The following is a 13,106-nucleotide window of genomic DNA, read 5'->3' as shown; positions in this document are numbered from 1 at the left end:
CTTTCAAAAAAAGAAGGGTTTTCAGCCCTCCTTTTCATTTCTATTCTTTTTCCACCAGTTCCATAATATGCATCCACGTGGACTTTGAAAAAATATCCTTTACTTCGCCGCCGCCAATGACACCATACCCGACCGCGGCTCCTGCCGTAACGCTCAGGAAAATTAAAAGCACGACAATAATAATCCGAAGCCAGATCGGAATTAGACGGATGCGAACCCGCCCTTTACGCGGTGACTCTTCTTTGCTGCGGTCATTTTTCAGTTGTTCACGCGTCTTGACTGCTTCTTGATTACTGTTGTTTACTGACATTTTATTTCCCCTTTTTATCTAACGTATTCCATTGACCAGTCCCATCATTTGATCAGCCATGGAGACGGATCTGGACTGAAACTGATAAGCCCGCTGGAGGCTGATCAATTCTGTCATTTCCTTGGACAAGTCCACATTGGACTGTTCGAGGGAACCCTGGGCCATTCCAATCTGTCCGCGGAGTGCACCGTTCAGCTCTGTAAAAATCCCCTCGCCGTCAATTCCTTCCGGCAGGCCAAGAAGATTATCGCCTTTTTGCTCCAGGAATTGAGGCTTGTTGATCAGGACCACTCCAAGATTGAATTCCTGGATGGCACCATTGGCTGCTTCTGCCAAAAAGCTCCCTGTATCCGTTACTTTAAAATTTTTAGCCTGTCCATTTATTATAATCGAATTATTATTTTCATCAAGAACCGGAAGTCCGTCAGCCGTCACAAGCATGGTCTCATTATCTGAAATTGGTGTTAAATAAAAAGCACCCGCTCTGGTAAAACGCACCGCGGCTCCGTCTTCTGTCTGCTCCAGCACACGGAAATACTGGCCTTCCTTTGTGAAAGCAAAGTCGAGCGGCCGGTCTGTTGCTTTTAACGAACCCTGCTGCATGACGATTTGGGACTGTGCCAGCTTTGCGCCCACGCCCTGCCTGATGCCTGCCGGTGTCAGTCTTCCTGCCTCGGCAGCCTGATTCCGCTGATTATTGAACTGCTGAAAAAGCAGATCAGTGAAATTGGCTTCCCGTCTTTTAAAGCCAGCTGTATCAATATTGGCCACATTATGGCTGACAATATCCATCTGTTTCTGCAGCTGGGCCAGAGTATTTGTTGCCGTGATCATCGTACGATTCATTGTTTTTCCCCCTTAGCGGGTCTGCCGCAGGTCATTACCCGATCCGCCCGATTTCATTTGCGGCTTTCTCCATACTGCGGTCATATGCCTGCAATACCTTTTGGTTTGCTTCAAAAGAGCGGTAGGCCGCCATCATATCTGTCATTGTACGGGAAGCATCCACATTGGAACGCTCCAAATAGCCCTGCTGAATCTTGAATTGGACATTCTGTGCATTATAGGCATTTTCGAGGATGCTCTCTTCTGTCGCTGCAAAAAGTCCGTCGCCTTCTTTTCTCATGCTTTCGGGATTTTGGGCAAAAGTAATGCCTAGTCTGGCTGTTTCACCCGCTTCACCGGTAATCACACCATCTTCGCTTACTGTAAAACGGTCACTGGAGAGCTGAATCCGCTCACCCGCATCATCTAAAATATATAATCCGCCTGCTGTCGTCAAATAGCCCCCGGCATCGATGGTAAAATTCCCATTCCTCGTATAGCGCGGCTCGCCATCGTTTCCAGCTGCGGTATAAAAAACAGTCCCTCTTAAGCCTGTATCCGGATTAACCGGCAAATTAAGATCCAGCAATGCCAGGTCAGTACCGAGGCCTGTTTCCTTCATATCTCCCTGCATGAAGGACGGATGCGTCTCCTGCATATAAACCCCCGTAGTCAGTCTGCCGACTTCATTATTAAAAGGAAGGTTTAGTCCATTTTCAGTCGGCACAGTCTGATGGCCTATGCGCTTGAGAAGCATTTCCGGAAAAGCTCTCAGGCTTGTCTGATCTGCTTTAAAGCCGGGTGTATTGGCATTCGCCATATTATTTGTCAGTACTTCCGTTCTCCGCTGCTGTGCAAGCATTCCGGAAGCAGCTGTGTAGAAACCCCTAAACATCTGTTTCACCTCTATTTTTTCCGAACAATCTTTTCTAGCTATATTATAAAAAACTTTCCGACAATAAACATTAAAAATTTGAAGAATGTAGTCAAATTTTGAAAAAAGCTGTACCTTTTTTTCATCGGCTGAAATGGTAAAAAGTTTACTTTCAGCTGACCCAAAAAGAAAAACCCGCCAAATTGGCAGGTCCGTTCGTTATACAAGCTTCTTCTTCGGAAGCTTATCAATATTATCAAGCATGATGCCAGTTCCAACGGCAACACAATCCATCGGGTTTTCGGCAATTAAGACAGGGACTTTCAACTCTTCCGCCAAAAGCTGGTCGATTCCGTGAAGAAGTGCGCCGCCTCCTGTTAAAATAACCCCGCGGTCGATGATGTCTGCAGACAATTCAGGCGGTGTGCGTTCCAGCACGCTTTTAGCAGCCTGGACGATGACATCAACAGATTCTGCCAAAGCACCCTGAACTTCATCAGAACGAACTGTAATGGTTCTTGGAAGACCTGACACCATGTCGCGTCCGCGGATTTCCATTTCTTCGTTTTTGCCGCCAGGGAATACAGTCCCAATCGTTACTTTAATGTTTTCGGCTGTTCTTTCGCCGATTAATAGCTTGTACTCTTTTTTGATGTATTGAAGAATTTCGTTGTCAAACTTATCTCCGGCCATTTTTATGGAAGAAGACGTCACAATGTCACCCATTGATAGAACCGCGACATCCGTGGTTCCGCCGCCGATGTCGACAACCATGTTACCGCTTGGCTGGAAGATGTCCATGCCTGCTCCGATAGCCGCAACCTTTGGCTCTTCTTCGAGGTAAATCTTTTTGCCGCCGCTTTTTTCAGCCGCTTCCCTGATCGCTTTCTGTTCCACACCTGTCACATTTGTCGGGCAGCAGATCAGAATGCGCGGCTTCGATAAGAAGCCTTTAACATTCAATTTGTTGATAAAATGCTTCAGCATCGCTTCTGTTACATCAAAGTCGGCAATAACCCCGTCTTTTAGCGGCCGGATTGCCACAATGTTCCCCGGCGTACGGCCGACCATGCGGCGTGCTTCTTCTCCTACGGCCAGCACCTTGTTTGTATTTCGGTCAATCGCCACTACCGATGGTTCATTCAGCACAATACCGCGGCCTTTAACGTGGATCAGCACATTGGCTGTTCCTAAATCAATCCCAATATCCCTAGCAAACATTTCTTTTTTTCCTCCTTGCAACATGGCCAGCTTCTGTCCGCACCTTTGAAGGCTCTCTCTATTTAGGCATTCTTAAAGCGAACTTCGCTTATTAATTTTTTAGTTAGATGATCAAATCATTATTCGCAACAGCAGTTCAAGCCACGCAAAAAAATCAGTTCTTTAATAAAAGAAATGATTTTGCCTGGCGTCTCTTTAGGAGTCCTAGTCTTTACGAACCAAGTTCTATCCTAATTTTATATTTTATCACATTCCTTGTGAAAGCAGTAACATTTTGACAGAATTTGTGAGACTTTTTGCGGGTTTTTGTCGAAATGGGGAAAAGGATGCAGGCGACTTGAAAAGGGGCTTAAATCCATAGAGCAAAGCCAAGGTTTCAGGCTATGGAAACAGCTTATGAGCTTTTAGCCCCCGGAGCCGCAATTGAGGTTCATGTACAGCTTTGAAAATTAGCCGTGACACTTTTTAAAATGGCAGTCTTTAGCCTTTGACGCCTTTATCGGCGCCATTTGTTTCATTTCATTTAACTGGCTCTTCTTCCATTTCTTCTTTTTTATACTTCATTTTAGTGGCTTCACCGCCCCGCAGATGGCGGATCGATTTATGATAATCCAGGATTTCCTTTACTTCGTTTGCCAGTTCAGGATTGATTTCAGGCAGTCTTTCCGTCAAGTCTTTATGGACTGTACTTTTGGATACGCCAAACTCCTTCGCGATTACGCGAACCGTTTTTTTCGTCTCCACGATATACTTTCCAATCTTGATAGTTCTCTCTTTGATGTAATCGTGCACACCACTCGCCCTCCCCAATTTGGATGTGAGAAGTGTGAAATGAGACTCGCTTTCTGTCTGGATTTTAACTGTATTCCGCATGGATTCCTGATTAATTGAAGTTAATCGTACATGCGCCTGAAATGCTTGCTTTCAGTTTGCGATAATTAAACATGTCCTCAACATATTCATTAGTTTAGTAAAACGATCCCTCACCTCATACATTCTCTTTGTAAGGTTTGTAACAGTTTATTAGCTTGGATGAGGGAATATGCACGAAAAACGCAATAAGGACAAGGTTTTGTTTAAATTTTTTGAAAATAGGACATCTGGAAGTCAAAATAAGAAATGTTTTCAAAAAATTCTATGGGGTATTTAAAAAATAAGCAGTCGAAAGACCAGCGACAATTTTCCTAATTTCAATTGTTCCATGGATGAGACCCAGGACTTTCACCGCACATTCGACAAAATTCTTCATTCCCTGTTAATTCATTTCGATGTCAGCAAACTATTTCATTTGCATCAGATACTTGCATATATCTAGGAATTACAGAGCGCATTGAACTATATGGATTTTCGGAAACAAGGGAAAAGAGCCAGGAACTCCTCCCTATTGTGAAGCGGATCGTTATCCCGTACTATTTTTTTCGAGAAACAATTCATTTAATTGGTTATCACACCATAATATTCCAAAATGATAGGATGAATATAGAATGCAAACACGCAAGGAAAGAATCCAAAATGATAAAAGAAAGAAGATGAAAGCTAGAGGAATGACGGCAGCCAGCACTGTTTTTGCGGCAGTAATTGCGTCAGCCGGTTTTAGCGCTTCAGCAAAAGAAGCCCAAGCTTTGACAGGATTCTATAAAGTGAAGCAGGGAGATACCTTATACAAAATCTCCAGAGAACATGATATGACTGTTAAAGAATTGAAAGCGGTTAACAACCTTAAGTCTGACAAGATCCAGCCCGGCCAAAAATTGGAGGTTCGGATTGAACGACATACAGAAGATTCCTTTGAGACAGCCGTTTATACTGTGGTGCCTGGCGATACACTTTGGGGAATCGCAAAGCGCTACCGTATGAGTGTCAATGAACTGAAAACATTGAACAAATTAAAAAGGGATATGGTCCTCATCAATCAAAAATTGACCATTAAAGGGGATATTTCCAGAACAAAGGCAATCATCACCGGTGCTGCAGACAATTTTACGGTGGAATTTAAAAACGGAGATGATTATTTCACATTAAAGGTACCGTATGGAACAGCAACGTCTTATCAGAAAATGTCAGGAAAAGAAATCCTTGTGGTTTACAAGGACGATGCTCTGATCAATATTCAATAAAGGGATAGAAAGCCGGATTCAGCCGGCTTTTCCTCGTTACCCACATCACCCACCCGCTCATCAACATTCCAACCACGTATGTCTGACGCTTAATAATGCAGTGATCTCATTTGACTGTCGGTTGCTTTAATCAACTCCCCCCAGGTTTTATGGCCCCTCTGCTGAAATTGATAAAGCAGCTCAACAAATAGATAAGCGGTCGTCAAAGCATCCCCAGCGGCACGATGCCGGTCATAAATGCGGGTGCCGAATGCCATGGCATACCTCTCAAGGTCGCGCATATCGTAGGACGGAGCGATAAAGCCAATCAGATCCAGCGTATCAATGGTCAGGAAATTTTTTAATGAAAGCTTTTCACGTTTACATTCACTTTTAATAGCCAAGGCATCGAAGCTTACATAATGCCCAATCAGGCATACCGCCTCCCTTGATTCGACATACTCAAAAAAGCTCTGAATAGCTTCCAAGGCCTGCGGGGCATCTATTACAATTTCATCAGTAATAGAGGTTAATTCTTTTATTTCCCGAGAAATTTGTCGTTTTGGGTTAACATATGTCTGAAAAAGGTCCTTTTCCTGCACTTGAAATCCTTTTACCGGGACGGCGCCAATTTCAATGATCCGGTCTGCCGCAGAAACCTGAAATCCTGTTGTTTCCGTATCAAAGACAATAAAATTCAGGTCTTCCAGGGGAGTGGATAACGGAATAGTTTCATACCTTAACGAACATGACACATTTTTTCTGAGAAAAAACATACCAGCCTCCTTTTAAAGCTATAATGAAAATCTTGCAACTGCCTGGCTCTGCAGCTCCTTTAAGGTCTTTAAGCTTAGAATCAATTCTTCTTTTTCACGAGTAAACATTCTGGAAAATGAGACAACGGAAGATGGGGCGGCACCGTTTTGTTCCTGCTGCCAGCGCTGGGTGACATACAACGTAAGTATAGTGCTTACAGACCCTCTCAAATCGTGTGCAAACTCCTTTGAGAATACCTGCCTTTCCTGCAGAAAATCTATTTTTTCAAGCGGTGTGCCTGATAGTTTCCCATGTATTAGGGACAGTATCTGCAGACTATGGTGATAGGGAAATAAAACTTCTTTTTTCATATCCATGCTTTTGCGCTGCAGCTTAAATAGGGACCTGAGCGGCTGATCCAACGTGGGAATAGGATGTTCCCTTTCAAGGTGTGCCAGCCGGTACAAAAAAATTCTGGACCTTTTCATCTGCTCCTGAACCATTGCTTCAAATTTTGCATTGAGCCCTTCACTCCCCGCAATGAACCGATAGGAGAAAAAGTTTTGCGCTAACAATAAATTGTCATTAGTGGATTGAAGCATCCAGGTTCGCAGCCGCTCCTCCCATACTGCCAGCGATCCCCGCCATTTCTCCTCACTGCACATCATGAGACCTTTGCACCGTGCGTAACCTGCACTCTCCATGTTAGAAGTGATCCTTTTCCCAAGCTCTTCAAAAAAATCGCCGGCTTCCTCCGATTGGCTTTCATAAACCAGGAAATGATCCTGATCTGTGAGCATGAACTGCTCTCCACGGCCGCTGGAGCCCATATGATAGTAAGAAAATTCGCATGGCTGCTGCAAGCCTTTTTCCCTCAGTTCAGAAATAGATAGTGCTACAATTCTGCCGCTCATGCGATCGTATAGCTTTGTAACGATCTCAAGCATTTTTAATATAGGAACACGACCTTTTATTAAAGAATCAATTAACTCATAGATGCCGGTTTTCACTTGCGGAAGGCTATCCCGATCGGCTTTTTCAATTTTTTGAACGGTCTTTATCACATTCTCATTTTTCTTTCTCAGCAAATCTGATAGTGTCACAACCCCTGCGACCTTTGAATCTTCCATTACGGGCAGGTGTTTTATTCCCTTAAATAGAATCAGTGAAAGGGCGTCATAATAATATGCGGACCGTGATATCGTGACTGGACTCGCTGTCATAATGGTGCTTGCTGGAGAAGTTATATCTGCCCCTTCAGCTGCCACCCCTTCCACAATGTCGCTTTCCGTAATAATTCCTTTTAAGCTGTCCTTTTCTATAACGAGAACTGAACTAATCTTTCTGTTAAGCATGAGCCGGGCAGCTTCCTGAATGGTTGCAGCAGTGCTGACTGCGGCTGCCTCACTGCTCATGACATCCTGAACCCGGATCATGAATGCATCGTTTTCCCCATAATCTGTCGCAAGCTTGACCTGTTCTGCAAGTGATGTGTATACATCCTTCAATCTGACGGCTACCTGAGTCAGCAGGTAATCATGAACTGCGGGATCATCCCATCTTTTTCTCACCACTTCAAACGGAATGAATATTGCTCTTACCTCACTGGAAGCCTTGACTTCAACCAACTCTCCCGGGGTCTGTTTGGAAACACCCAGGAAATCAGCGAGGCTGGAGAATCCAATCAGCTCTCCTGTTTGGACCACCTCGAGCACTTCCTCCCTCCCGCTGTGATCGTTTTTCACTATTACCTCTGAAAGACCTTCTAAAAGGAGCAGAAGGCCTTCACGCGGTTTATTTTTTTTCAGGATCATATCATTCTTTTTGTAGTGGCGTACTTCACACATGGCTAGAAGTGAAAGGGCCGTGTCAGATTCCACCCCATGAAAAAAGGGGTGAAACCGCACAGCCTCCAAATTGTACAGGTTATACAGATTTTGATCCATCATCGTTCATCCATACTTCACCATCTTTATATACCATTTGCTCCGGATAGCGAAGATCCATAACTTCCTCCTGAATTTTTTGCGAAGGAGCAGCTGTCATTAGAGAAACAATGATATTAGCTGCAAATGCAGCTGTAGCACCAAACACGCCGGCACCTGTATCAATGATTCCCAGGATTGTAAATCCGCCATATTTAGCTGCAAAGATGTACGCCAAAGTAACACCTAGCCCGACCAGCAGGCCTGCAATAACCCCCTGTGAGTTTGAACGCTTCCACCAGACACCCAGAACGAGCGCCGGGAAGAATGTCCCTGTCGCGAGCGCAAATGCCCAGGCAACAATTTGCGTAATGGCTCCTGGCGGGTTAAGCGCGATCACGCCGGCCAAAAGAGTGGCGATGACAATGGACCAGCGGGCAACGGAGAGACGTGTTTTTTCAGTTGAATTCGGTTTTAGCACCCGGTAAAAAATATCGTGAGCAAATGCGGAAGAAATCGCAATCATCAAACCTCCGGCCGTTGATAACGCAGCAGCCATTGCCCCTGCTGCCACCAGACCGATGACAAACATCCCAAGATTGGCAATTTCAGGTGTCGCCATAACCACGATATCATTTGAGATAATGAGTTCCTTCCATTGCAGGATGCCATCGCCATTGCCATCCGCTACCTGAAGCTTGCCTGTATCCACCCAGGTTTTCGTCCAGGCTGGGAGCTCCGTTATTTTGCTTCCGGCAACCTGTGTCATTAAAATGAAACGGGAGAATGCTGCGTATGCAGGTGCAGACAGATAAAGCAAGCCGATGAACAGCAATGCCCATGCTCCCGACCAGCGGGCTGCCTTCATCGTTGATACCGTATAGAAACGGACAATTACGTGCGGAAGTCCTGCTGTACCAGCCATGAGTGTAAACATAAGGGCAAGGAACTGCCACTTCGTTCCATTGGTAAATGGCGCAAAGTATTCAGAGATTCCCAATTCGCGGTCGAGCTCACCCATTTTACCGACAAGTTCACCGTAGGAAATCCATGGCATAGGGTTCCCTGTTAATTGCAGTGCCATGAAAATGACCGGAATTAAGTAAGCGATAATTAAAATGACATACTGAGCAACCTGCGTCCAAGTAATCCCCTTCATGCCTCCGAATGCAGCATAAAAGGCAATCAGAACGACACCGATCATGGTTCCAAGCTTTGCATCAATTTCAAAAAGACGGCCAATAACTACTCCGGAACCGGAAAGCTGGCCAATCGAATAGGTGAAACTGATGATGATTGTACAAAGGGCTGCAATCACCCGTGCAGTATGGCTGTCAAAGCGGTCGCCGATGAATTCAGGAACCGTGTAGCGGCCGTATTTCCGCAGCTGCGGTGCCAGCAGAAAGGTTAAGAGCAGATACCCGCCCGTCCAGCCCATAATATAGGCAAGACCGTCATAGCCCAGAAGCATGATTGTTCCCGCCATCCCGATAAAGGAAGCGGCACTCATCCAGTCAGCACCAATCGCCATTCCATTGAAAATCGGTGGCACTCCGCGGCCGGCAACATAGAACTCAGAAGTTTCTTTTGCCTTATTGTAAATGGCTATGCCAATATACAAAGCAAATGTAGCTAAAATGATAGATAATGAGACCAAAAACTGTGTATCCAAGAACATCCCCCTTTTTTTCGATCGATTTTTTTGACGCCCCTTTTATCTCTCTGTATAGCGGAAGCTTGAACAGCCGCTCATTTTTTTGTTAATTAATGATCAAGAACTTTTCCTGAACTGATTTGTTCATTTTTGTTTTCATCAATTCCATATTTCCGGTCAATCGCATCTCCCATTTTTGCATTAACAAACAGCAGAATGATAAATGTCAGTACTGCTCCCTGTGCGCCCATAAAGTAATGGAATGGGAATCCGTTAATGGTAATATCACTTAATGGTTCTGCAAAGAAGACCACGCCAAAAGAGGCAAGAAAGCCTATAGCAAAATAAATGATCATATTCCGAGTCTTTTCACGGAAATAACTGTCCGCTACTTTTTTATCGATTTTCTTCAAAACTCCACCCCCGGTAAAAATGATATGTTTGCAGTTTTAATTTTGATGAAAAGATATTATTGGTCCGAAATCACTCCTTATATTGCGATATGTGCAGCCGAATCGCTGCTATTTTACCGGATCCATTTTCCGGATCCTGACAAAACCATTACCTTAAACTGAAAATAAATTTGACTGTATCCATGAAAGGTGCGGGAACAAGGATGATTTGAACGAGGAAGTAAGCAAAGATGGATATAAATGGGACTGCCAGAAAGATTGGCCTTTTCTTCCTTAAAGCAAGAAAAAGGCAAGTACCTGTAATGATCATCATAGCCAGTAACGGAAGCAATTCGGTTTCCCCCTTTTTAGAAAGCGCTGTCATTTTCCAGCTGCTTTCCGCTTTAAGTTTTAAAATGAATAATTCATTTTCTGATTTCATTTAATTTTAAGAAAATTCATACTTCATTATGTACAAAAATCTTTTTCAGGTCAAGTACATGCTGGAAAAAAATATAAATATTTTTGAAAGTCTTTGATATATAAGGTTTTTCCAGCAAAAATAGTTGGCGAAGGCTTTAGGGTATTAGAGGAAAACACTATAGTAATAATGAAAAATGCCAAGAAAAAAAGAGCCAATCCGGCTCCTTATTCCAATTCTTTTATAATCAGCGTAATTGCCTCCAGCAAATCGGCATCTGACCAGCTTGCCATGCTTTTTTTACTGGCAGCCGCCAGTGCATGGGATGCCGGTATGTGCACAAAACCCGCCGGTAATTCAGTATTTGTCGATTTTAGCAGGTGAAGCACGGAATACATAACGTTATTGCATAGATATGTCCCCGCTGTGTTTGAGATTGCTGCAGGATATCCTGCTTCCTTAAGTCTATTAACCATCCGCCGGATCGGCAGGGTGGAAAAATAGCCATCGGGACCATTTTCCTCTATCAGCTTGTCTTCAGGTGCGACTCCGCTATTATCCGGCTCGCCGTCCTGGCAATTGATCGCAATTCTCTCAGGAGTAATGGCTGTCCGTCCAGCAGCCAGCCCGAGAGAAATCACTGCATCCGGCTTTTTCCCGGCCACTTCCTCTACTATTTTCTTTGGTGCACGATTAAAATCAACCGGCAGAAGATGTCCTATAATCTCATAGTTTCCAACCGTTTTGCCATCCAATGCATTCACAATCTTTTCTGTAGGATTGATCGGAAAATCAAGAAAAGGTTCAAAACCGGTTAACAGCAGCTTCTTCATGTTATCTCCCCCTGTATAACACTTCGTTTATCGAAATATTATACAGGATAATGGCGGAATTGTCGAAATAATGATTATTCGAAAAAAAACGGGGTGGTGCCTGTCAAAAGAAAAGCGGAAGCGCCTTGCCCACGAACGAACGCAGACTAAGAACGCCACGTCCTCCCAAAAGCTGCCGCTTTCGGTCGTGCGATGTTTATGCTCACGAAGCGTCCCTTGAGGAGCTAGACATCACCAAAAAAGAGCCTGCCATTTCGGCAGACTCCCTATTATTATGCGTCAGTTGATTCAGTTGCAGTGTCTTCTTCAACTTGGTCGTCAGTTTGACCTTCGTCTTCAGAAGTTCCAGCTGGGTCTTCTTCTGTATCAGCAGATTCGTCTTCGTCCGTATTTCCGGCACCTTCATCTGCAGATTCTTCAGAGGACTTGTCCTCAGAAGGAGCAGCCTCATCGTTTTCTTCAGTTGCCCCGCTGTTTTCTTCAGCATCTGCTTTGTCAGCTGTGTCAAGCTCCTGTAAAGAGCTTAGCGGCTTATTGAAGAAATCAAGCGGATTGACCGGTGTTCCGTCTTTGCGGATTTCAAAGTGTACATGTACGCCTGCTTCTTCATTAAACAAGCTTTCGCCTGCCTTTGCAAGGACATCACCTTGTTCTACCTGGTCGCCAACCTCAACATTCATCTCTGTAACAGATTGATATTGTGTTACAATTCCTTTGTCATGCTCCACTTCAATGACATTACCCAACAGTGAATCTTCTTCTACCTTGGTAACTTTTCCGCTTAATGCAGCAAGGACATCAAATGTTTCCCCATCCTTAGTGGCAATATCAATACCTGTGTTTGGATGGTATGTGTTATTGTAAAATACTAGAGCAGCTTCCTGTTCTTCAGCCTTGCCGTCATAGTCATAGAATTGTTTTTGAATGACAGCAGAGTCTGGGTCTTTGACAGGCATTACGAAGTTTTCCATTGCACGGTTAACTTCCAATGCTGGCTCGTCGTACTTTTTGCCGGTAATATCAGTGGCTTCGTAATCGTAGCTGTCAGTGTCTGTAGCGTTGTCGCTAGTCTGGTACCAAAGAACACCGGTTAGAATGATTGCTGCACTTGCAATGTAGATTGCTGGGAATGCCCACCGCTTTTTCATAAAGCGTTTAAAGCTGGAATCTTGAGAAGATCGTTTCTTTTCTTCCTCTCTCATTTATCATCACCTCAGCAATCAGTCTGAACAGATTGAGAGGATTATATACATTTCTCAAAAAAAATTTTTTGGGCTTATTTTTCGACAAACGTTTTTGGATTATGCATGATCTGAGAAAATATTTTTAAAGGAGTTACTGAAGAATGGTTAAGTGGATAATACGGGTGCTGCCTTTCCTGTATATGGCGCTAATATGGATCCTTTCCAGCATGCCTGCTGATGCTGTGGTGGAGCTGCCGGATTTGGCAGTAGACCGGTTTATAAAAGAATCTATGCATCTGATTGAGTTTGGTATTTTATATGTTCTTCTGGTTCTGGCAGCGTTGACTGCCGTTAAGCTGACGCCGGAAGTGAATATTCTTTTGGCTGTTTTTGCGTGCTTCTACGGAATTCTCGATGAGGTCCATCAGTCCTTTGTACCGTACCGGTCTGCTACTGTGATTGATGCTGTTAAGGATATTACCGGTGTGGCGGTGTGCTGGTATTTTATCAGCAGGGCTCTTTTTTATGGACGGTTTGACAGGCTTGGAAATTTTTTGTTATTAATAAGGCGTCTTTGAATTGTGCCCGTTGATTTCCGCTGCGGGCACTTGCTTT

General features: G+C 44.1%; 14 protein-coding genes. 2 read left to right on the top strand and 12 right to left on the bottom strand.

Features of this window, described 5'->3' with window-relative positions:
• Positions 1-40: 40 nt before the first annotated feature.
• From CHI10_RS05260 to spoIIID, 5 genes are all read right to left on the bottom strand, one after another.
• Positions 41-310, bottom strand: a complete 270-nt coding sequence (locus CHI10_RS05260) for a DNA-directed RNA polymerase subunit beta (RefSeq protein WP_095243270.1) — start codon at positions 308-310, stop codon at positions 41-43.
• Between the two features lie 18 nt (positions 311-328).
• Complete coding sequence (locus CHI10_RS05255; protein ID WP_095243269.1) at positions 329-1,156, bottom strand: flagellar hook-basal body protein; 828 nt, start codon at positions 1,154-1,156, stop codon at positions 329-331.
• Positions 1,157-1,190: 34 nt separating this feature from the next.
• Entirely contained in the window at positions 1,191-2,030 is an 840-nt protein-coding gene (locus CHI10_RS05250) for a flagellar hook-basal body protein (RefSeq protein ID WP_095243268.1), read from the bottom strand.
• 198 nt (positions 2,031-2,228) lie between these two features.
• Positions 2,229-3,230 (bottom strand): rod shape-determining protein, encoded by a 1,002-nt coding sequence (gene mreB, locus CHI10_RS05245; protein ID WP_095243267.1) that lies wholly within the window; start codon positions 3,228-3,230, stop codon positions 2,229-2,231.
• A 519-nt stretch (positions 3,231-3,749) separates the two neighbouring features.
• On the bottom strand, positions 3,750-4,022 hold the full coding sequence (spoIIID, locus tag CHI10_RS05240) for a sporulation transcriptional regulator SpoIIID (protein ID WP_009332173.1): 273 nt from the start codon (positions 4,020-4,022) through the stop codon (positions 3,750-3,752).
• A 692-nt stretch (positions 4,023-4,714) separates the two neighbouring features.
• Here spoIIID and CHI10_RS05235 point away from each other — a divergent pair.
• A complete protein-coding gene (locus CHI10_RS05235) occupies positions 4,715-5,347 on the top strand; it encodes a LysM peptidoglycan-binding domain-containing protein (protein ID WP_095243266.1) in 633 nt (210 codons plus the stop codon).
• An 89-nt stretch (positions 5,348-5,436) separates the two neighbouring features.
• Here CHI10_RS05235 and CHI10_RS05230 read toward each other — a convergent pair whose 3' ends face one another.
• The 7 genes from CHI10_RS05230 to spoIIQ form a co-directional block, all read right to left on the bottom strand.
• Positions 5,437-6,102: a 3'-5' exonuclease gene (locus CHI10_RS05230; protein ID WP_095243265.1), complete on the bottom strand. Its 666-nt coding sequence runs from the start codon at positions 6,100-6,102 to the stop codon at positions 5,437-5,439.
• Between the two features lie 18 nt (positions 6,103-6,120).
• Complete coding sequence (locus CHI10_RS05225) at positions 6,121-8,031, bottom strand: DUF294 nucleotidyltransferase-like domain-containing protein (RefSeq protein WP_286137183.1); 1,911 nt, start codon at positions 8,029-8,031, stop codon at positions 6,121-6,123.
• The gene (locus CHI10_RS05220) at positions 8,009-9,679 is read right to left on the bottom strand and encodes a sodium:solute symporter family protein (RefSeq protein ID WP_095243263.1); all 1,671 of its coding nucleotides are present in this window, start codon (positions 9,677-9,679) and stop codon (positions 8,009-8,011) included. Before CHI10_RS05220 ends, CHI10_RS05225 begins: the two co-directional genes overlap by 23 nt.
• A 92-nt stretch (positions 9,680-9,771) precedes the next feature.
• Complete coding sequence (locus CHI10_RS05215) at positions 9,772-10,074, bottom strand: DUF4212 domain-containing protein (RefSeq protein WP_035328377.1); 303 nt, start codon at positions 10,072-10,074, stop codon at positions 9,772-9,774.
• A gap of 148 nt (positions 10,075-10,222) precedes the next feature.
• Complete coding sequence (locus CHI10_RS05210) at positions 10,223-10,405, bottom strand: hypothetical protein (RefSeq protein ID WP_095243271.1); 183 nt, start codon at positions 10,403-10,405, stop codon at positions 10,223-10,225.
• A 296-nt stretch (positions 10,406-10,701) separates the two neighbouring features.
• On the bottom strand, positions 10,702-11,307 hold the full coding sequence (locus CHI10_RS05205) for a pyroglutamyl-peptidase I (RefSeq protein ID WP_095243262.1): 606 nt from the start codon (positions 11,305-11,307) through the stop codon (positions 10,702-10,704).
• Between the two features lie 272 nt (positions 11,308-11,579).
• Positions 11,580-12,509, bottom strand: coding sequence for a stage II sporulation protein SpoIIQ (spoIIQ, locus tag CHI10_RS05200; RefSeq protein ID WP_095243261.1), 930 nt, complete (start codon positions 12,507-12,509; stop codon positions 11,580-11,582).
• 143 nt (positions 12,510-12,652) lie between these two features.
• Here spoIIQ and CHI10_RS05195 point away from each other — a divergent pair, with 143 nt between their 5' ends.
• Positions 12,653-13,069: a VanZ family protein gene (locus CHI10_RS05195; protein WP_095243260.1), complete on the top strand. Its 417-nt coding sequence runs from the start codon at positions 12,653-12,655 to the stop codon at positions 13,067-13,069.
• Positions 13,070-13,106: the final 37 nt, after the last annotated feature.

Source organism: Bacillus sp. 7894-2 (assembly GCF_002272225.1).
In the GTDB taxonomy this organism is placed as follows: Bacteria; Bacillota; Bacilli; order Bacillales; family Cytobacillaceae; genus Cytobacillus.
This window is presented reverse-complemented; position numbering and strand designations above follow the sequence as displayed.